Annotated in this window: 15 protein-coding genes and 1 riboswitch; of the genes, 7 read left to right on the top strand and 8 right to left on the bottom strand. The window is 63.6% G+C overall.

Annotated features, from left to right (window positions below; all coding sequences use genetic code 11):
- Positions 1-5 precede the first annotated feature (5 nt).
- From NKI49_RS08155 to NKI49_RS08135, 5 genes are all read left to right on the top strand, one after another.
- Positions 6-971 (top strand): type II secretion system F family protein, encoded by a 966-nt coding sequence (locus tag NKI49_RS08155; protein WP_352599042.1) that lies wholly within the window; start codon positions 6-8, stop codon positions 969-971.
- 1 nt (position 972) lies between these two features.
- On the top strand, positions 973-1,935 hold the full coding sequence (locus NKI49_RS08150; protein WP_352599044.1) for a type II secretion system F family protein: 963 nt from the start codon (positions 973-975) through the stop codon (positions 1,933-1,935).
- Positions 1,936-2,004: 69 nt separating this feature from the next.
- Positions 2,005-2,835 (top strand): PA3715 family protein, encoded by an 831-nt coding sequence (locus tag NKI49_RS08145; RefSeq protein WP_352599046.1) that lies wholly within the window; start codon positions 2,005-2,007, stop codon positions 2,833-2,835.
- A 249-nt stretch (positions 2,836-3,084) separates the two neighbouring features.
- The gene (locus NKI49_RS08140; RefSeq protein WP_352599048.1) at positions 3,085-3,558 is read left to right on the top strand and encodes a tetratricopeptide repeat protein; all 474 of its coding nucleotides are present in this window, start codon (positions 3,085-3,087) and stop codon (positions 3,556-3,558) included.
- Positions 3,559-3,831: 273 nt separating this feature from the next.
- Positions 3,832-4,998 (top strand): GGDEF domain-containing protein, encoded by a 1,167-nt coding sequence (locus NKI49_RS08135; protein ID WP_352599050.1) that lies wholly within the window; start codon positions 3,832-3,834, stop codon positions 4,996-4,998.
- Positions 4,999-5,008: 10 nt separating this feature from the next.
- On the opposite strand, the gene gcvP is transcribed toward NKI49_RS08135, so the two are convergent.
- From gcvP to gcvT, 3 genes are read right to left on the bottom strand one after another with little or no spacing between them, the layout of a single operon-like run.
- Positions 5,009-7,819, bottom strand: coding sequence for an aminomethyl-transferring glycine dehydrogenase (gcvP, locus tag NKI49_RS08130; protein WP_352599052.1), 2,811 nt, complete (start codon positions 7,817-7,819; stop codon positions 5,009-5,011).
- 17 nt (positions 7,820-7,836) lie between these two features.
- Complete coding sequence (gene gcvH, locus NKI49_RS08125; protein ID WP_352599054.1) at positions 7,837-8,205, bottom strand: glycine cleavage system protein GcvH; 369 nt, start codon at positions 8,203-8,205, stop codon at positions 7,837-7,839.
- A gap of 5 nt (positions 8,206-8,210) precedes the next feature.
- Positions 8,211-9,311, bottom strand: coding sequence for a glycine cleavage system aminomethyltransferase GcvT (gene gcvT, locus NKI49_RS08120; RefSeq protein WP_352599056.1), 1,101 nt, complete (start codon positions 9,309-9,311; stop codon positions 8,211-8,213).
- 149 nt (positions 9,312-9,460) lie between these two features.
- Positions 9,461-9,547, bottom strand: a riboswitch (glycine riboswitch).
- 244 nt (positions 9,548-9,791) lie between these two features.
- Between gcvT and NKI49_RS08115 the strand changes: the two genes are divergently transcribed.
- Positions 9,792-10,793: a hypothetical protein gene (locus tag NKI49_RS08115; RefSeq protein WP_352599058.1), complete on the top strand. Its 1,002-nt coding sequence runs from the start codon at positions 9,792-9,794 to the stop codon at positions 10,791-10,793.
- Between the two features lie 83 nt (positions 10,794-10,876).
- Here the strand turns inward: NKI49_RS08115 and NKI49_RS08110 are convergent, their stop codons facing one another.
- From NKI49_RS08110 to NKI49_RS08090, 5 genes are all read right to left on the bottom strand, one after another.
- Positions 10,877-11,668 carry a molybdopterin-binding protein gene (locus tag NKI49_RS08110; RefSeq protein ID WP_027025024.1) on the bottom strand — a complete coding sequence of 264 codons (792 nt, stop codon included), beginning with the start codon at positions 11,666-11,668 and terminating at the stop codon, positions 10,877-10,879.
- A gap of 1 nt (position 11,669) precedes the next feature.
- Positions 11,670-12,551, bottom strand: coding sequence for a cytochrome b/b6 domain-containing protein (locus NKI49_RS08105; protein WP_352599060.1), 882 nt, complete (start codon positions 12,549-12,551; stop codon positions 11,670-11,672).
- Positions 12,552-12,665: 114 nt separating this feature from the next.
- Positions 12,666-13,331, bottom strand: a complete 666-nt coding sequence (locus tag NKI49_RS08100; protein WP_352599062.1) for a DUF1345 domain-containing protein — start codon at positions 13,329-13,331, stop codon at positions 12,666-12,668.
- A 25-nt stretch (positions 13,332-13,356) separates the two neighbouring features.
- A complete protein-coding gene (locus NKI49_RS08095; protein WP_352599064.1) occupies positions 13,357-13,824 on the bottom strand; it encodes a YaiI/YqxD family protein in 468 nt (155 codons plus the stop codon).
- Positions 13,825-13,948: 124 nt separating this feature from the next.
- Complete coding sequence (locus NKI49_RS08090; protein ID WP_352599066.1) at positions 13,949-15,076, bottom strand: S-(hydroxymethyl)glutathione dehydrogenase/class III alcohol dehydrogenase; 1,128 nt, start codon at positions 15,074-15,076, stop codon at positions 13,949-13,951.
- A 198-nt stretch (positions 15,077-15,274) separates the two neighbouring features.
- On the opposite strand from NKI49_RS08090, the gene NKI49_RS08085 reads away from it, so the two are divergent.
- Positions 15,275-17,287, top strand: coding sequence for an acetyl-CoA carboxylase biotin carboxylase subunit (locus NKI49_RS08085; protein ID WP_352599068.1), 2,013 nt, complete (start codon positions 15,275-15,277; stop codon positions 17,285-17,287).
- Positions 17,288-17,367: the final 80 nt, after the last annotated feature.

Here is a 17,367-nt window from a genome sequence, read left to right as displayed (position 1 = left end):
CCAAGGTGTTGGACGGGTTCAGCGCGATCTATGTGGTTTATGCCGGGGCCGCGCTGACCGGCATCATGGTCGCCGAGGCCTGCTATCTTCTCTATGCCGGCCGCAGCGACAAGCGTACCGCCATCAACCGGCGCATGAAACTGCAGGAAAACAAGATCAGCCAGGAGCAGGTGCTGATCCAGCTGCGCAAGGAACGCGGCCTCGACGCGGGTACCTCGCTGTTCTCGCCGGACCGGTTTCGCGCCCTGCGCACGCAATCGGGCATGATCATGCCGTTGTCGAAGTTCCTGATGATCACCTCGGGTGTGGCGATGGGCGTGGCCTTGCTCGCCATCTCGTATGGTTCGTCCCTGCTCATGGGACTTGTGCTTTTTGTCGTGCTGGTGCCGGTGCTGCCTGTCGTGGCGATGCGCTTCAAGCGCAAGCGCCGGCTGAAGCGGTTCGGCATGCAATTGCCGGAAGCGCTCGAACTGATTACGCGCGGCCTGAAGGCCGGCCATCCGGTGCCGGTGGCCATCGCCATGGTGTCGCGCGAGATGCCCGATCCGATCGGCACCGAATTCGGCGTCATCGCCGATGAGGTGACGTATGGTTCCGATCTGGTCACGGCATTGAATTCGCTGTCCGACAGGGTCGGCCATGAGGATCTGCCCCTGTTCATAACCGCCGTCTCGATCCAGTCCAGTTCAGGCGGCAATCTGCGCGAAATCCTGGACGGCCTGGCGTTGACGATCCGCGAGCGCGGCAAGCTGCGCCGCAAGGTGCGCGCCATTTCGACCGAAGGCCGCATGTCGGCCTACATCCTGACGGCGATACCGGCGCTGCTGTTTGCCGCCATCATGGCGCTGATGCCGGCCTTCTACCGCGATGTCTGGGATGAACCGAAGACCTGGTACCTGATTGGCGGATCGATCGCCTGGCTGATGCTTGGCAATCTGATGATGTTCAAGATGTCGAATTTCCGGTTCTGACATGCGGGCCCTGGTCGAATTTCTCGCCTCGCTCGCACCCACCTCATTGGTGCCTGTGGCCGTGCTGATGCTTGTCGCGGGCGCCTTCGCGGTTGTCTGGCCGATGGTGGTTGCGAAGGGCGACCGCAACGACGTCAAGCGCCGGCTCAAGGTCGACGCGCCCGTGGCCGCGAAGCCCGAGCCGGTGCAGAAGAAGAATTCAAACGTCGTGCGCGAGAAGGCCGTGAAGCGGGCGCAGGAGTTCTACGCCAAGAGCGACCCGGAAAATGTCGCCCGGTTGCGCATGAAGCTGATCCAGGCGGGTTACATGGAGCCGCGCGCGGTCGGCATGTTCTTCCTGATACGTTTCGCGGCGCTCGTCGGCGCCGCGACCGGCGCCTTTGTCGTCAATCATTGGATGGCCAGCGCCGACGCGACGATGACCAGCCGCTGGGCATTCGTCACCCTTTCAGGCGTGGCCGGCTACTTCCTGCCCGGTCTGGTCCTGACGCAGAAGGTGCGCGAGAAGATGCGCGAATACCGCAACGGCTTTCCCGATTTCATGGACCTGATGATCGTCTGCTCGGATGCCGGCATGAGCATGGAGGCCGGCATCGAACGGGTCTCGAAGGAACTCGCCAAGACCTATCCGGCGCTCAGCCAAAACCTGCAACTGGTGTCGCTGGAACTGAGGGCGGGGCGCAGCCTCGACGATGCGCTGAAGGCGCTGGCCGAGCGCCTGAGCCTGGACGAGGTTCGCTCGTTCGCAACGCTGTTGCAGCAGTCGAAGGAGCTTGGCACCAGCCTGTCGGGTGCGCTGCGGGTCTTTTCCGATGAAATGCGTCACAAGCGCATGTCGCTGGCCGAGGAGAAGGCACACGCCTTGCCGGCCAAGATGTCGGTGCCGGTCACCGTCTGCATCCTGCCGGTGGTGCTGATGATCGCGATCATTCCGATCATCGTCAAACTGACGGGCGCCCATTAAGCTGCGCTGGTATTCAGGTGATGCCGGCCTGCAATGGGCAGGCTGCCTGCGTTACGACGGGAGAATCCCATGCGAATTCTGTTGCCTACCTTCCTCAGCCTCGCGTTCATCAGCCTGTCGCCCGCCCAGGCCGCTGGAAGCGATTGCGGCGATGCCGCCGCTTTGGTGCAGCAAGCCTATCCCAAGGCCCGCAAGAACGCCGACGGCGCCTCGTTCACGCTCGAACCCCACACCAGCATCGCCCTGACGTCTGCATATGGCGACCCGCCGGGGCTGGTCTGCAAGATCTGGCCCGCCCATGACGATCTGCTGTTGGTTGCGGTGCCGCTGATGGATAGTTCCCAACCCAGCGATTACGCGCATGCCGGCGATATCGAGCTTCTGGTCGTCGACCGGAAAAGCCGCAAGGTGCGCCAGCGCCTGCTGCAGCCCGGGCTGATGAATGATGATGCCATCGCCATCCGCAAGGTGGAACTCGATACCGGCCGGTATGCGCTGGCGCCCGATGTCTCCGCCTTCGGCCTGCGCATCGAAATGGCGAACAATTCGCTGCCTAATCCCTTCAGTGAGACCGACCTGCGGCTCTATGCCGTCGACGGCGATGCCCTGCGGATGGTGCTCGATGGCCTCGTCGTGGCCGGCAATGGCGGCGAGGGCGATACCAATTGCGCCGGCTCCTTCCATACCAGTCAGGTGAGCCTGGCGATGAGCCCGGCCAAACATGATGGCTACCACGACATCACGGTGGTCGAACGGATGGATACCGACAATCCGTTGCCCGATAACAATGGCGAGTGCCAGTCCCATCCCGGCAAGTCCATGAGCCAAACCTATCGGCTGCGCTATGACGGCAGCCGGTATACGGTTCCGGCGGGGCTCAAGGGCCTGGAACCGGAGTGACGCGGCCAGCGTATTTGCCGCAGGGGTCTTCGGGAAATAAGCTTCGCTCGAATGCCGTACGCGCGACGACACACCATGTTCCCGCGGCCATGCCGCCACTACGGTTGTCATAGCTGCGGCCCGCCCACTGGTTAATGGCTGGTGTGCTCGAAGCCCCAATTTAAGCGCGTTTCGGCACCGAAGCTTAATCGCTCGGATGTAGTGTCCTTCCTGAAGAACGACCCGGCAAATCGGGCGACGGGGCAGGGCATGCGTCACACGAGGTTCACGGCGGCGGCCGTCGCGATGGCGGTCGTCTTTATGGTCACCGGCTGCTCGACCAGCGCTGTCGATACGACCAAGACCACGGCCATTCAGCCAGCGGCCGGGGATGTCAGCGCATCCGATCTGACCGAAGGCAAGGCGCAGTTTCGCGACGCCAATTATGGCCTCGCCGAACAGCATTTCCGCAAGGCCGTCGAGTTGAAGGCCGACAACGCCGAAGCCTGGATGGGGCTCGCCGCCGCCTATGACGAACTCGGCCGCTTCGACTTTGCCGACCGCGCCTACGACCAACTGCTGAGGGTCGCCGGCCGCAAGCCGCAGATCGTCAACAATATGGGCTATTCGCAATTGTTGCGCGGCAACAAGAAGAAAGCCAGGGTGCTGCTGCTCGAAGCGAAAGCCGGCATGGCCGACGCCACCGTCGTCAACGCCAACCTGGCCCTGTTGAACAGGGGTTGAGGTCGTCCGCTGCCGGCGCCCGCCATGGTTGTTTTCGGGACAGCTGCCATCGACGCTTTGTAAACCCTATCCGCAGGTTGAGCCGAAAGATCCGCTGAAAAATGACATTCGAGGGCTGTCGCTGACCTAGAATGCAGCGCAACCGCCGACGCTGGAGCGGACGCAAATGAATTGAACCCGGCATCCCGCTCTGTCTATTTGTTCTAGCCGCATTTCTGCTACGCCACGCGCCGCCGCTTGGTTGCAAGATGCTCTAAGGGGCCCTCGCCTGATATGTTGGACTTCAGTTCGCTTCTGCTCGCGGCTGCGCTGTCGGGCACCTGCCTCAGCATCACCATGTTCGCGATCTGGCTCACCGCGCCGCGGGCAGGCTTCGTCTTGACGGTGGCATGCGGCATTCTCGTGCTCGTCGCGCATGTGATCCTGTTCTGGCGCTACACCAGGGAGCCTGATCCGCTGCTTTGCCAGATCGCGCTTGCACTGCTCAGCCTGGGGTTCCTGATCATCTGCCTGTCGACCATGCAGTATCTCGGCGTGCCGGATTACAGGCGTGTCGTCTTGCCGACGCTTGTTGCCATGCTCGTCTGCGCGACCGTGACCTTGCTGGGCTTCGATGGAGTTGGCTTCATCGTCACCTACACCACTGTGACTGCACTGTTGTCGGCGATCGGCGCCATGTTCTGGGTCAATGGCAGTCACGATCGCCGGATCCTGCTGGTGGTTTCGTTTCTGAGCGGCACCTGCGCGCTATCGTTCGCGCTTTGCGCGCTGGTCCTGCTGACCAAGGGGCAGTGGACACTCGCGACCGCGCCCGACAACTGGGCCGAACGGCTGAATTCGGTCGTGGCGGTGGCTTGCATGACCGGCCTCGGTGCATTGACGCTCTCCCTCCATCATCTGCAGGCGCAGATCGAACTGAAGGCAGAGACCATGACGGATCCATTGACCGGGCTGATGAACCGGCGCGGGTTGACGTCGCTCTATGGCGAGCGGACGTTTGGTCCGTTCATGTCTGTTGTCATGTTCGACCTCGACCATTTCAAGAGGACCAACGACATTTACGGCCATCCGGTTGGGGACCAGGTTCTGTGCCGCTTCGCCGCGGTCATCAAGAAATATGCCAGGACCGGTGTCGATGCCTTTCGCCTCGGCGGCGAGGAATTCGCAATCGTCATGTCGCGGATGACGGAAGAGCGGGCCTACGATCTCGCCAGCAAGATCGGCGTTGCGTTCGGCACTGAAATCGTTGCCACCCAGCACGGTCCGTTGCGCAGCACGGTGAGCGGCGGCATCGGCTTTGGCGCGGCCGACGGCAGCACCCTCCACGAGGTGCTGGCCGAGGCCGACGCGGCGCTCTACGCTGCCAAGCGCGCCGGGCGAAACTGCGTCGTCAGCCGCACGGGAGCGGGCAAGGCCGAGCCGGCCTTGCGTTCGGCGTAGTCCAAAAAGACTATTCTGCGGCTCCCAGATAATCCGACAGAGGCGGGCAGGAGCAGACCAGGTTGCGGTCGCCGGCGACGTTGTCGATGCGCGATACCGGCGGCCAGTACTTTGCTGATGTGTCGGCATCGCCGGCGGGATAGGCCGCTTCCAGGCGCGAATAGGGATGGATCCACTGGCCGGCCAGCGCCTCGGCGGCGGTGTGCGGTGCGTTGACCAGCGGATTGTCGGTCAAGGGCCATTCGCCCTTGGCCACTTTCGCTGCTTCGCCTGCTATGGCGATCATCGCCTCGCAGAAGCGGTCGAGTTCCCGCTTCGGTTCGGACTCGGTCGGCTCGACCATCAGCGTGCCGGCGACCGGGAACGACATGGTCGGCGCATGGAAGCCGTAGTCGATCAGCCGCTTGGCGATGTCGTCGACGCTGATGCCGGCGCTGTCCTTGAGCACGCGGGTGTCGAGAATGCACTCATGCGCGACGCGATCGTGCCTGCCCTTGTAGAGGAGCGGGAAGTGCGGTGCGAGCCGCGTCGCCACGTAGTTTGCCGAAACGATCGCCGTCTCGGTCGCCTGCTTGAGGCCGGACGCCCCCATCATGCGGATATACATCCAGGTGATCGGCAGGATCGAGGCGCTGCCGAACGGGGCGGCGGAGACAGCATGCGTCGAGCCTTCGGTGACATGGCCGGGCAGATAGGGCTTCAGATGCGCCTTGACGCCGATCGGGCCGACGCCGGGGCCGCCGCCGCCATGCGGGATGCAGAAGGTCTTGTGCAGGTTCATATGGCAGACGTCGGCGCCGATGTCGCCGGGGCGGGCCAGCCCGACCAGCGCGTTGAGGTTCGCGCCGTCGAAATAGACCTGCCCGCCATGCTCGTGGATCAGGGCGCAGAGATCGCGCGCACCTTCCTCGAACACGCCATGCGTCGACGGATAGGTGAACATCAGCGCCGCGAGGTTTGGCGCGTGTTCGGCCGCCTTGGCCTTCATGTCGTCCATGTCGATGTTGCCGTCCTCGGTGCAGCGCACGACGACGACGCTCATGCCGGCCATCGCGGCGCTCGCCGGATTGGTGCCGTGCGCCGAAGAGGGGATAAGGCAGACGGTGCGGTGGTTGTCGCCGCGCGAGCGGTGATAGCCGCGAATGGCGAGCAACCCGGCATATTCGCCCTGGCTGCCGGCATTGGGCTGCAAGGTGACGGCATCGAAGCCGGTGATCTCCGACAGCCAGCCTTCCAGTTCGCCGATCATGACGCGATAGCCGGCCGAATGGGCTGATGGCGCGAAGGGATGCAAATTGGCGATCTCAGGCCAACTCACCGGCATCATCTCGGCCGCGGCGTTGAGCTTCATCGTGCAGGATCCCAGGGGGATCATGGCGCGGTCGAGCGCCAGGTCCTTGTCGGCCAGCCGGCGCAGGAAGCGCATCATGTCGGTTTCCGACTTGTTTTCGTGGAAGACCGGCTGGGTCAGAAACTCCTTGCCGCGCGGCGTGCCGGGTACCGTGCTGTCGGCCGAGGGGCCGGCCTTGGCCCCGAACAGGGCCGCGATGGCGTCGAGGTCGGCATCGGTCGAGGTCTCGTCGAAGCTGATGCCGACATGGTCGGCGTCGATAACGCGCAGCAGCCGGCCGGTCTTTTCGGCCGCGGTGGCGATCTGCGCGGCCTTGCCCTTCGCCTCCACCGTCACCGTGTCGAAGCGGCTGGCGCCGACGACTGATACGCCTGCCGCATCGAGGCCGCTTGCCAGACGGTTGGCCAGCGCGTGGATGCGCCCGGCGATCGCCTGCAATCCGGCGGGGCCGTGCCAAATTGCGTAAGCGGTCGCCATATTGGCGAGCAGCGCCTGTGCGGTGCAGATGTTGGAGGTCGCCTTGTCGCGGCGGATATGCTGCTCGCGCGTCTGCAAGGCGAGACGGTAGCCGGGCCGGCCCTTGCTGTCGGTGGACTGGCCGACGAGGCGCCCAGGCATCAGCCGCGTCAGCCTGTCGGAGACGGCGCAATAAGCGGCGTGCGGGCCGCCAAAGCCCATCGGCACGCCGAAGCGCTGCATCGGACCGACAGCGATGTCGGCGCCGAGCTCTGCCGGCGCATCGGTGAGCGTCAGGCCGAGCGGGTCGGCGATGAAGACGACCAGCGCGCCGGTCGCGCGAGCCTTGTCGATCGCCGCCTTATGGTCGCCATAGACGCCAAACGTGTCGGGCCAGGAGACGAGCAAGGCGGCTGTGTTGTCGTCGATCGTCTCGCCGTCGATCTCGATGCCGAGCGGTTCGGCACGGGTGCGCACCACATCCAGCGTCTGCGGATGCGGCGTGCCGGCAAGCGCTACCTTGGTGCGCTTGTCGCGATGGTGGCGCAGCGCGATACCGACCGCCTCGGCCACGGCGGTCGCTTCATCGAGCAGCGAGGCCGAGGCCACCGGCAGGCCGGTCAACTCGGTGACCAGCGTCTGGAAATTGAACAGCATTTCGAGGCGGCCCTGGCTGATCTCGGCCTGATAGGGCGTGTAGGCCGTGTACCAGGCCGGGTTCTCGAACAGGTTGCGCTGGATGACCGGCGGCACATGGACGCCGTGATAGCCGGCGCCGATGAAGCTCTTCAGCACCGTATTCCCGGCCATCGTCGCCGAAAGCTCGCTCAGCGCTTCCGCTTCGCTCGCCGGTGCGGGCAGGGCAAGCGGCCGGTCGAGCCGGATCGACTTCGGCACGGACTGGCTGATCAGCGTTTCGACGGAGGGCACGCCGATGGCGGCGAGCATGGCTCTGGTGTCGTTGAGGCTCGGGCCGATATGGCGGGCCGAGAAGGGGTAGGGTGCTGCGGTCATGTCAATAAGTCCTGATATCAGCCGATATGGGCTTTGTAGGCAGCTTCATCCATGAGGCCGGCGAGCTGGGTTTCGTCGGCGAGCCTCATCTTCCACAGCCAGCCGGCGCCGGTCGCGGCCGAATTGACCAGCGACGGGTCCGATGACAGCGTGCCGTTGGCCTCGGTGATTTCGCCGTCGACCGGCGCGTAGACGTCTGAAGCCGCCTTGACGGATTCGACCACGACGGCGGTGTCGCCCTTGGCGAGCTTGCGGCCGGTTTCCGGCAGTTCGACGAAGACGAGATCGCCGAGCTGCTCCTGCGCGTAGTCGGTGATGCCCACGGTGGCGACACCGCCCTCGACGCGGAGCCACTCGTGATCTGCGGTGAAATAGGTTGTTGCCATGAAAATTATCCTTTGCGGTAGTGATGCGGTGTGAAGGGCAGGGAACTGATGTCGACAGGAATTTTCGTGCCGCGCACGTCGGCGAAAAGCCGTGTTCCGGGCTTTGTCAGCGGCGTCGCGACGTAGCCCATGGCGACGGGATGGCCGGCCGAAGGGCCGAAGCCGCCTGACGTGACATGGCCGGCGGGATTGCCGCCGGCGTCGAACAGCGCTGCACCGGCGCGCACAGGCTGGCGGCCCTCGGGCTTCAATCCGACGCGCTTTTGAGAAGGACCGCGCTCCAGTATGGCGCGCAGCGCGTCGGCGCCGACAAAAGAACCAGTGGCGCGGATGTCCTTGGGAATCGCCCACATCAGCGCAGCACTCGCCGGATCGATCTCCGCGGTGAGATCCTGGCCGTGCAGGCAGAGCCCGGCTTCCAGACGCAGGCTGTCGCGTGCGGCAAGGCCGATCCACACCACGCGTTCATCTTCAAGCAGCTTCGCGACGAGATCGCGCGCCTCGGCCTCCGGCAAGCCGATCTCGAAGCCGTCCTCGCCGGTATAGCCCGACCGGCTCATGAACCAGTTTTCGCGCGGCTCGACACCGTGCATGAACAGCAGCGAGCCGGTCTCGATGCCGGCGCGCGAAAGCGCCGCCCAGGCTTCGGGACCCTGGATGGCCAGGAAGACGCGGTCGAGCGACTCGATCCCGGCATCGAAATCGACTGCCAGGGCACGCAAATGCTTCTCGTCGGCGGTGGCGTTGCCGGCGTTGGCGACCACCATGAACCTGATATCGCCGAGGCGGGTGACGATGAGATCGTCCAGAATGCCGGCTGCTTCATTGAGGAAGAAGGACAGTTTGGATTGCGAGGTTTCGAGTGCGCTGGCATCCAGCGGGCAAGCGCGGTTGAGCAGCGCGACTGCACCCGGTCCGCTGACCTCGAACAGCTTCATGTGCGAGATGTCGAACAGGCCGGCATGCTCGCGGGTGTGAAGGTGTTCCTTCATGACGCCGGCCGGATAGGTCAGCGGCATCGACCATCCGGCGAACGCGCCAAAGCGCGCACCGGCGGCCATGTGGATGTCTTCGAGGGGAAGGTGTCTGGTGTCGTCGCCCGTCATGTCATCTCCAGAGTCGCACGCAATCGGTCGCGAATGGCGACCAGTCCGTGCCCCTCTGTCTGAAGCCTGAGAGACTCGCGCAGCCGGAACTCTGTCAGCGGCGCTTACACCTTCGGCGCGGGGGCAAGCCCCGACTTTCCAGAGTGTCTTTCCCGTCTACGGTTCTTTTGCCTGAGAGATTTCGGGCGATTTCCCCTTCGGCGACAGCTTTCGCTGCTCTCTCCCGCAAACAGGTAGGACTCAAAACATGAGCCCTCGACGCGCCATCCATAGCCCGTCGACGACACATTGTCACCTGTCAACGACAGCTTTGATGCATGTGGTTCTCCTAAAAACCGCTGCCCACTTTTTGGGCGACATGCATTGGCTGACAAGTCTTCGCTAACCACGCCGTTTGCCGGTTTTTCAAGACACTATCGATATATCGGCAGGTGTGACGCTTTGGGGCCGGTGTTTGCCGGCAGCGGACGGGGACGGCAAATGGGCGAATTGATCATGAGTGCGCCGGTGGCGGGGCTGACCTCGAAAACCCGCATCACCGCGGAAGACGTGGCGATGCTGCGGCATGAGGTGTTCGGCGACGGCGTGGTGACGCGCGGCGAGGCCGAGGCGCTGTTCGCGCTCGACGCGACGGCGCGGGACAAATGCGCGGAATGGCCTAAATTCTTCGTCGAGGCGGTCACCGACTACATCATCCACCAGGAAAAGCCGGAAGGCTACATTTCGCAGGACAATGCCGACTGGCTGGTTCGCACGATCTCGCGCGACGGCATGGTCGACAGCCGGACCGAACTCGAATTGCTGGTCCATGTGCTGGAGGAGGCGAAATCGTCGCCGAGCCGGCTTTGCGTCTACGCTCTGGAGCAGGTGGCTCACGCAGTCGTCGACGGCAAGGGGCCGCTGATGCTGGGTGGTGCGCTGGTGCCCGGGCTGATCGCCAAGGCAGAGGTCGAGCTGCTGCGCCGGATCCTGCATGCCCATGGCGGCGACGGCAACATCGCAATCACTCGCGCCGAGGCCGAGGTGCTGTTCAGGATCAATGAGCGCACCGCCCAGGCCAGCAACGATCCGTCCTGGAACGATCTGTTCGTCAAGGCGATCGCCAATTTCGTCATGTGCTCGGCCGGATACGAGGCGCCGACCCGCGAGGTGGCGCTTCGCCGTGATTCCTTCCTCGATCGTGCCGATCCCGAAATCGGCGGCTTCTTCAGCCGCATGATCTCGGGCGGTCTTGCCGGCGTCATCGAAGCCTATCGGTCCCCGGATGACATCGAGGCCGAGTGGGAAGCCAAGAACAGGGCGACCGCGGCGCTGGCCCGCCGCGCGGAGACGATCGACGCCGGCGAGGCGAGGTGGTTGATCGAGCATATCGGGGCGGACCGGCCGCTGCACGAAAATGAACGCACGCTGCTGACACTGATCAAGCACGCCTCGCCGGAAATCCACCCGGCGCTGAAACCGCTGCTCGACAAGGTAGCTTGAAGGACCTTGGGTCGCTTGAAAGACTTTGGGGTCGCTTGAAAGACTTTGGTCAAACCACTGATTTGGCGTGTTATGCCTGAGTCTCAAATCCCGCCGTACCAGTCGTATCCATTGTCTTCCCAGTAGCCGCCGCGGCCGCCGCCGACAGTGGCGAAGCCGTCGACCAGTTCGATCTTGTAGAGGTATTTCGGCATCTTGTAGCCGAGCTGGCGCTCGACTCGGACGCGCAGCGGCGCACCGTTCTCGACCGGCAGCGGCTTGCCGTTCAGGCCATAGGCGAGGATCGTCTGCGGATGGCGGGCATCGATCAGGTCGATCGAGCCGTAATATTTGATGTCGCCGGAAAGACTGCGGTCGATCGTGTCGAGGCAATGGAACATGACGTAGCGCGCCTGCGGCTTGACCACAGCCTGATCCAGCACCAGCGACAGCGGCGTGCCGGTCCATTTGGCGATGCAGCTCCAGCCTTCGACGCAGTCATGGCGGGTGATCTGGGTGCGGCTCGGCATGTTCTGGAGCTGCTCGCGGCTAAGCGACAGCGGCTTCTCGACGAGGCCCGAGACCTCCAGCCGCCAGTCGGCGAAGTTGTTGCCGAGCAGGCCCTTGTAGACGTCGTCGTCGGGTGCGGTGACGCCGTTCGGCCGCTGCGGCTGGCGGATGTCGGCCTCGGTGAATTCCTGCGCCAGTGCGTCACGGCCGGCGAGCAGGCGCTGCGCGCGGTATGTCAGGCCATTGGCACCTTCGAGGAAGCTGCGCAGCCCGCTGCCAACGCTCAACTGGCTGTCAAATGCGTCGCAACCCGACAGCATCATGCCGGAGGCGCCGAGGCTGGCGGCGGTCAGGAATTTTCTGCGGCTGATCTCGAACTTCGCCATGTCAGGCACTCCTCCTGGACGTCTCGTCATCCTGTGCGGGAGGATCCGTGCGGTACCACCCGGTGATGATCGAACGCAGTTCGTTGATGGGGCCGGCGGCCAGGATCATCAGGATATGGATGACGAAGAAGGCGACGAGCAGCACCATGACGGTGAAATGGATGGTGCGCGCCGTCTGCCTGCCGCCGAGCAGGTCGTTGAGGAACGGCAGCACCGAGTTCATGCTCGGCGACATCGCCAGGCCGGTGATGATCATCAAAGGCAACAGCACGAACAGCACGCCGCCATAGGCCATCTTCTGCAGCGTGTTGTATTCCCGCCTGTGATGGAATCTGAGCCTGGCATGGTCGACAATGTCCCGCGGCAGCCGCTTCAGATCATTTGGACGGGGTGCCAGGTCGCGGCGCAGATGGCCATTGACCAGGCTGGCGACCAGCCACACGACCAAAGTCGTTGTCAGTATCCAGGCGAAGAAGAAATGCACCACCCGGGCGGTGCCGAGATCATAGTAGGAGGGGATCGTGGCCCAGGATGGAAAGGCGCGGGACGTCTCCTGGCCTGCCGGCCCCGACCAGCCGAGAACGCCGGTGGTGTCGAAGCGGTGCCCGAAGACTTCGGTGTAGCCACGCGGCCCGGCGTCGGTGTTCTCGGCGCCGATGGCGAAGATGGTGTTGTTGTATTCGAAGCCCGACTGCTTGCCGATATAGAGCTGCGGGCGGGCATTGAAGATCTGCAGGCCGGAAAGCAGCATGAAGAACAGCGAAATGGCCCAGATCCAGTGCGTCAGCCGCGTCCAGCGCGACTGCCGGTAGATCAGCGTGTCGCCGTTCGGGGCGATTGCGTCCACGCCGGCGGCTGATTGGCTCCTGGCAACCGATTCCATCGTGCTCCTGCCTCCCGGTCGGCCGACTTCGAGCCGGCCTCATGCGCTCAACGTTCTCCTCCCAATACGTCGCCAGCCAAAGCGATGTTTCATCCGATCACGAATTTATTACGGCTAACGGAGATTAATGGCGAGGTTGACCGCCGCGGCCACGATGACCGTGTTGAAAAAGAAGGAAAGGATCGAGTGAACCATCACGACCTGGCGCATATGCGAGGTCGTGATGCTCGTGTCTGCGGTCTGTGCGGTCATGCCGATGACGGTGGCGAAATAGAGGAAGTCCCAGCCCTCCGGCCGTTTCCCGCCCGGGAAATCGAGGCCACCGACAGGAATCTTCTTCTTTGTTTTGTCATCGAAAACATCGCCGTCCATCCAGTAGACATGGGCATAGTGCATTGCCGCCATCGCATGGATGGTAAACCAGCCAAGCGGCACCGAAACGAGTGTGACCAGGAGCCAAAGCAGAGAGGTGCCCTTGGCGTTGAACAGCAGGAAGATGGCGGTAGCGACGATGGCGACAGTGATGGCAAAGATGCCCAGCAGGGGAAGGTCCGCGTCGCGGGCGTTATGGCTGAGATAGCCTGCCTTCAATCGTGGCATCTGCGCCAGGACCAGCGCCAGATATGCAACGAAGAACGCGTTGGCGCCGATCGAAGTCGAATGCGGAGCCGGCACGCCCGAGAAGAGGGCGATCGCCAGGGTCGCCGCGCCCACGCACAAGGCCGTCATGAACTGCATGTGCCGGTGCATCGGTGGTTTCATCGACGTGTCGGTGGCCATGGCCCAGCCTTGGAAGGCGTTCGGATCAGTTCGGTGTGGCGGATTTGAGCGCCCGCCGCAAGATGCGGTCGAGTTCGCCGAGGAACCGCGAGCGGTCCTGCGGCGCGAAGCTGGCATTGTAGCCGTTGCTTTCGCCGGTCTCGCGCAGATGCTGCTTGAGGTCGCGCATCGCGACCGCCATGCCGATCGTTTCGGGCGTGAATGGACGCCCCGTGGGCCCAAGCACGTGCGCGCCGAGCGCCACCGTGCGGGCGGCAAGCGGAATGTCTGATGTGATCACGACGTCATTGGGTTTTGCGTTGTCGACGATCCAGTCGTCGGCGGCGTCGGCGCCCTTGGAAACGACGACATTGCGGATCATCGGATCGCGCGACGGCCGCAGGCCGCCATTGGAGACGTAGGTGACGACGACGCCGTGGCGTTCGGCGACTTTTTCGACCTCTCCCTTGACCGGGCAGGCATCGGCGTCGACGTAGATGGCGGGTGCGGGCATCATCTCTCCAGAACGAGCAGGGGCCGGAACGTGTCCGGCCCCGTGCCTCAAATTCTTACAATCGTCAGGCCGGCAAGGCGCCTGACTTTTTCGCCGTCCAGGTGGCGATATAGTCCATCAGGGCTCAGTAAACGACGACGCTTCGGATCGACTTTTCCTCATGCATGAGGTCGAAGCCCTTGTTGATGTCCTCGAGCTTGAGCGTGTGGGTGATCATCGGGTCGATCTGGATCTTGCCGTCCATGTACCAGTCGACGATTTTGGGCACGTCGGTGCGGCCGCGCGCGCCGCCGAAGGCGGTGCCCATCCAGGTGCGCCCGGTGACCAGTTGGAACGGCCGCGTCGAAATCTCCTGGCCGGCACCGGCGACGCCGATGACGACCGACTTGCCCCAGCCGCGATGCGACGCCTCCAGCGCCTGGCGCATCACCTTGGTGTTGCCGGTGCAGTCGAATGTGTAGTCGGCACCGCCGATCTGGTCGGCGCCGCGCTTGGTCAGGTTGACGAGGTGAGGCACGATGTCGCCGTCGATCTCCTTCGGATTGACGAAATGCGTCATGCCGAATTTTTCGCCCCAGGCCTGTCTGTCGTTGTTCAGGTCGACGCCGATGATCATGTCGGCGCCGGCAAGCTTCAGGCCCTGGATGACGTTGAGGCCGATGCCGCCGAGGCCGAAGACGACAGCGGTGGCGCCTTGCTCGACCTTGGCGGTGTTGATCACCGCGCCGATGCCGGTGGTCACCCCGCAGCCGATGTAGCAGATCTTGTCGAAGGGCGCGTCGGGATTGACCTTGGCCACCGCGATCTCCGGCAGCACGGTGAAGTTCGAAAAGGTCGAGCAGCCCATATAGTGAAAGATCTTGTCCTTGCCGATCGAGAAGCGCGAGGTGCCGTCCGGCATCAGGCCCTGGCCCTGCGTGGCGCGGATGGCCGTGCACAGGTTGGTCTTCCTCGACAGGCAGGACGGGCATTGCCGGCATTCGGGCGTATAGAGCGGGATGACGTGGTCGCCCTTCTTGACGCTAGCGACGCCCTTGCCGACATCGACGACGACACCGGCGCCCTCATGGCCGAGGATGGCCGGAAACAGGCCTTCGGGATCGGCGCCCGACAGCGTGAACTCGTCGGTGTGGCAGATGCCGGTCGCCTTGATCTCGACCAGCACCTCGCCCTCGCGCGGGCCGTCGAGGTCGACCTCCACGATCTCCAGCGGCTTTCCGGCGGCAAAGGCGACTGCGGCGCGGGTTTTCATCAGGATGTTCCTCCAAAGGCGATTTTTGCGCACGGTTTCAGGTTTTGCGCTGCCGATCAACAGCGACCTGGTTCCAAACTTGGATCAATGCCGGGAATTCCAATCCCAATCGATTGAAAGGTGGTGATCCACCCGCTCGGCTTGACCGCGCCGGCACAGGTCATAAAAGGAACTGCCGACCCGAGGGATGACTTCTGCATGTTCACGAAAATCCTGATCGCCAATCGCGGCGAGATCGCCTGCCGCGTCATCCGGACGGCGCGCAGGATGGGCATTGCCTCGGTCGCCGTCTATTCCGATGCCGATCGCGATGCCGTGCATGTCGAAATGGCCGACGAGGCGGTGCATATCGGCCCTTCGCCCGCCGCGCAGAGCTATCTCGTGCCTGAAAAGATCATCGCCGCCTGCAAGGCAACAGGCGCCCAGGCCGTGCATCCAGGTTATGGGTTCTTGTCCGAGCGGGCCGCTTTCTGCGAAGCGCTGGAGGCCGAGGGCATCGTCTTCATCGGTCCGAAACCCATGGCGATCAAGGCGATGGGCGACAAGATCGAATCGAAGAAGTTCGCCAATGCGGCCAAGGTCTCGACCGTGCCCGGCTGGCTGGGAGTCATCGAGAACGCCGACCATGCCGAAAAGATCGCCGGCGAGATCGGCTATCCCGTGATGATCAAGGCCTCGGCCGGCGGCGGCGGCAAGGGCATGCGCATCGCCTGGAGCCAGTCGGAGGTGCGCGACGGTTTCGACCGGGCGCGCTCGGAAGCGAAGAGCTCGTTCGGCGACGACCGTTTGTTCATCGAGAAGTTCGTCGTCGATCCCCGCCACATCGAGATCCAGGTGCTGGCAGATGGGCATGGCAACGCGCTTTATCTCGGCGAGCGCGAGTGCTCGATCCAGCGCCGCAACCAGAAGGTTGCCGAAGAGGCGCCGTCGCCGTTCCTTGACGCCAGGACGCGCAAGGCGATGGGCGAGCAGTCCGTGGCGCTGGCCAAGGCCGTCGATTACCAAAGCGCCGGCACGGTGGAATTCATCGTCGACAGCGACAAAAACTTCTATTTCCTTGAAATGAATACACGATTGCAGGTCGAGCATCCGGTGACGGAGCTCGTCACCGGCATCGATCTGGTCGAACAGATGATCCGCGTAGCCGCCGGCGAAAAACTTGCCATCAAACAGAGCGACATCAAGCTGAATGGCTGGGCGGTGGAAAGCCGGCTCTATGCCGAGGACCCCTACCGCAATTTCCTGCCGTCGATCGGCCGGCTGACACGCTACCGGCCGCCGGAGGAGGGACAGTTCGGCGACATCGTCATCCGCAACGATACGGGCGTCACCGAGGGGTCGGAGATTTCGATGTTCTACGACCCGATGCTCGCCAAGCTGTGCACCTGGGCGCCGACGCGGCTCGAGGCAATAGACGCCATGTCGGAAGCGCTCGACAGTTTTGTCGTCGACGGCATCGAGCATAACATTCCGTTTCTGGCAGCACTGATGCAGCATCCGCGATGGCGCGAAGGGCTGATATCGACGGGATTCATCGCCGAGGAATATCCCGATGGTTTTGCGCCCATCGTGCCGGACGGCGAGGAAAAGGCCGTGCTGGCGTCGATCGCGACCGCGGTGGAATTGCTGCGCCGCGACCGGCTCGACCGGCTGGGCGGCCGGCTGGCGCCGCATTCGGGAGCGCTCAAGCGCGACTGGGTGGTGAAGATCGGCGAGGACTATCTGTCGGCGTCCATTATCGAAGGCATGATTTCGATCCCGATGGAAATCGATCTGTCGATCGACGGAGGCAAGGCGCTCACCGTTTCGTCCGGTTGGCGGCCGGGCGACCTGATCTGGCGCGGCACGGTCGGCACGCGCAAGATCGCCGCGCAGATCCGGCCGGTCGCCAATGGCCTTCGCATCGCCTGGAAAGGCATGTCGGTGACCGCGCGCGCCATGCTGCCGCGCACCGCCGAGCTTGAACGGCTGATGCCGGAGAAAGTGGCCCCGGATACGTCGAAGCTGCTGCTCTGCCCGATGCCCGGCCTCGTCGTGTCGATCGCGGTTGCGGAAGGCCAGGAGGTCAAGGCCGGCGAGACGCTGGCGGTGGTCGAGGCGATGAAGATGGAAAACGTGCTGCGGGCCGAACGCGACCTTGTCGTGTCGAGACTCAACGCCCAGCCGGGCGACAGCCTGGCCGTGGACGCCGTGATCATGGAATTCGCCTGAAGCGAACCGGGCAAGGTGCCGCAAGCCTGTGGTTGGCGATCGTTTGTGCTGGACTGGTATCGCCCGGTCCGGGACAATAC

Source organism: Mesorhizobium sp. M0587, assembly GCF_040320945.1.
Classification (GTDB): domain Bacteria; phylum Pseudomonadota; class Alphaproteobacteria; order Rhizobiales; family Rhizobiaceae; genus Mesorhizobium.
This window is presented reverse-complemented; position numbering and strand designations above follow the sequence as displayed.

Excerpts from the sequence above, each read along its gene's own strand:
- NKI49_RS08150 (WP_352599044.1), top strand. The coding sequence starts at position 973 with ATGCGGGCCCTGGTCGAATTTCTCGCCTCGCTCGCACCCACCTCATTG.
- NKI49_RS08145 (WP_352599046.1), top strand. The coding sequence starts at position 2,005 with ATGCGAATTCTGTTGCCTACCTTCCTCAGCCTCGCGTTCATCAGCCTG.
- NKI49_RS08140 (WP_352599048.1), top strand. The coding sequence starts at position 3,085 with ATGCGTCACACGAGGTTCACGGCGGCGGCCGTCGCGATGGCGGTCGTC.
- NKI49_RS08135 (WP_352599050.1), top strand. The coding sequence starts at position 3,832 with ATGTTGGACTTCAGTTCGCTTCTGCTCGCGGCTGCGCTGTCGGGCACC.
- gcvP (WP_352599052.1), bottom strand. The coding sequence starts at position 7,819 with ATGACCGCAGCACCCTACCCCTTCTCGGCCCGCCATATCGGCCCGAGC.
- gcvH (WP_352599054.1), bottom strand. The coding sequence starts at position 8,205 with ATGGCAACAACCTATTTCACCGCAGATCACGAGTGGCTCCGCGTCGAG.
- gcvT (WP_352599056.1), bottom strand. The coding sequence starts at position 9,311 with ATGACGGGCGACGACACCAGACACCTTCCCCTCGAAGACATCCACATG.
- NKI49_RS08115 (WP_352599058.1), top strand. The coding sequence starts at position 9,792 with ATGGGCGAATTGATCATGAGTGCGCCGGTGGCGGGGCTGACCTCGAAA.
- NKI49_RS08110 (WP_027025024.1), bottom strand. The coding sequence starts at position 11,668 with ATGGCGAAGTTCGAGATCAGCCGCAGAAAATTCCTGACCGCCGCCAGC.
- NKI49_RS08105 (WP_352599060.1), bottom strand. The coding sequence starts at position 12,551 with ATGGAATCGGTTGCCAGGAGCCAATCAGCCGCCGGCGTGGACGCAATC.
- NKI49_RS08100 (WP_352599062.1), bottom strand. The coding sequence starts at position 13,331 with ATGGCCACCGACACGTCGATGAAACCACCGATGCACCGGCACATGCAG.
- NKI49_RS08095 (WP_352599064.1), bottom strand. The coding sequence starts at position 13,824 with ATGCCCGCACCCGCCATCTACGTCGACGCCGATGCCTGCCCGGTCAAG.
- NKI49_RS08090 (WP_352599066.1), bottom strand. The coding sequence starts at position 15,076 with ATGAAAACCCGCGCCGCAGTCGCCTTTGCCGCCGGAAAGCCGCTGGAG.
- NKI49_RS08085 (WP_352599068.1), top strand. The coding sequence starts at position 15,275 with ATGTTCACGAAAATCCTGATCGCCAATCGCGGCGAGATCGCCTGCCGC.